This is a genomic window from Enterococcus sp. C57 (assembly GCF_040887305.1).
GTDB classification, from domain to species: Bacteria; Bacillota; Bacilli; order Lactobacillales; family Enterococcaceae; genus Enterococcus_B; species Enterococcus_B hirae.
Genome location: NZ_JBFOFP010000021.1, coordinates 1 through 1,321 on the forward strand (window position 1 = coordinate 1; position 1,321 = coordinate 1,321).

Below are 1,321 nucleotides of genomic sequence, written 5' to 3' on the forward strand. Positions count from 1 at the left end.
GTTACAGAAATATTTAGAAAATCAACCAAAAGGAGTAGTCGTGTAGGTGGGACAGCCAAAACAAACAGGTGGGACACCTAAGAAAAGACCGAGATTTTCTCTTGATGATGATACTCTAGCACAGCTTGCTTGGTTATATGAACAAGATGTCAAAGAAGTAAGTCATCGAATCTATCCATCGGATACGTTGAAGAAAATCATTAACGAAGCGTATACAGTACGCAGAGCATTTAGAAATTAGCTATTGGAGCGGTGTTATAGTTCTTACAAAACAAGAAAAACGAGAGCGAAGAAGACAAATACTAGAAATTATTGACGATCGCTCTGTCGAAGAATTATCTGCTCAAGAGTTGAAGGTAGTGCAAGAAATCGCTGAAAAGATTAGTGCAGATACGATAGATCAATCAAAACCATTACCCAAATTGGATCTTGAGTCATTTACGTTTGAGCAATATAGCCATCTGAGAGAGGTAGGATATAGTGTAAAAGCCATTCGAAAAGCACTTGGAGCAGGAAGTAGTGTTTGGGCAAGATGGCGTAAAGAAAATGATTAAACTAATCGGCAAAGATACACTTAAGGTTTACTATGTAGCAGAAACGAAGGCGGAAGTCAGCCGTTGGTTATTGAAAAGTTTTAGCAAAACTAGAACCAATGCTTCAGTCAGCCAGAAAGCAAGTACATCAGAAACAGGCATGCCTGAAGCAATGTGGATTTCAGAAATGAGGGCTGTGGAATGCTAGATATGAAAATTGAAAACTATCGAATCACTGAGACGAGTGATTGCAGAAATATTGTTCTATCACGAGTTATTTTTGATGAAAAAGGGAATATTCAATATACCGTAAATAGCAAAGGTGAAAAAGTAGAAGGGGTTTCGTTTATTGGATACTATCAAACGTTGAGTATGTGTTTAACAGCAATACAGCGTGACTACGTGATGAGAGAAGGTCACGTGATAAAAAGTATTATCGAGTACAAAAAAGCGCTTGAGCGTATCACTAACGAGTTTGAAAAAGCATGTGAAATTGAGGAGGAAGACAAATGAAAAAATTAATTGTATTTATCAGTTTATTAGGAATAGGCATCACATTAGGGGCTTGTAGAGAAAGTGATAAAGTTTCCTACAATGTAAGCCAAGAAGCAGATAATTTTAATGTGATTCGTCGAGTAGCAGTAATCAATACTCGAACGGACAAAGTGGAGTTTGAAGCGATCGGTCGAATATCTGTGGATACGGAAGATAAAAATAAACTCGTTATTCTAGTTGAAACAGGAAAGAATGAGTACAAAAAACATCTTGTAAACATGACTAGTTGGAAT

5 protein-coding genes are annotated in these 1,321 nt (G+C 37.0%); all 5 read left to right on the top strand.

Translation table 11 applies throughout. The annotated features are described in order from the left end of the window. Positions 1-46: 46 nt before the first annotated feature. A complete protein-coding gene (locus tag AB5M32_RS13595; RefSeq protein WP_053765585.1) occupies positions 47-241 on the top strand; it encodes a hypothetical protein in 195 nt (64 codons plus the stop codon). 118 nt (positions 242-359) lie between these two features. Beyond that, entirely contained in the window at positions 360-554 is a 195-nt protein-coding gene (locus AB5M32_RS13600; RefSeq protein WP_248255381.1) for a hypothetical protein, read from the top strand. Then, complete coding sequence (locus AB5M32_RS13605) at positions 520-741, top strand: hypothetical protein (protein WP_248255382.1); 222 nt, start codon at positions 520-522, stop codon at positions 739-741. The genes AB5M32_RS13600 and AB5M32_RS13605 overlap by 35 nt, the downstream gene beginning before the upstream one ends. After that, positions 735-1,046: a hypothetical protein gene (locus tag AB5M32_RS13610; RefSeq protein WP_161440188.1), complete on the top strand. Its 312-nt coding sequence runs from the start codon at positions 735-737 to the stop codon at positions 1,044-1,046. The genes AB5M32_RS13605 and AB5M32_RS13610 overlap by 7 nt, the downstream gene beginning before the upstream one ends. Next, positions 1,043-1,321, top strand: a 279-nt coding sequence (locus tag AB5M32_RS13615; protein WP_368024528.1) for a hypothetical protein, incomplete at its 3' end; no start/stop codon positions are given. The genes AB5M32_RS13610 and AB5M32_RS13615, both read left to right, overlap by 4 nt.

Excerpts from the sequence above, each read along its gene's own strand:
- AB5M32_RS13610 (WP_161440188.1), top strand. The coding sequence starts at position 735 with ATGCTAGATATGAAAATTGAAAACTATCGAATCACTGAGACGAGTGAT.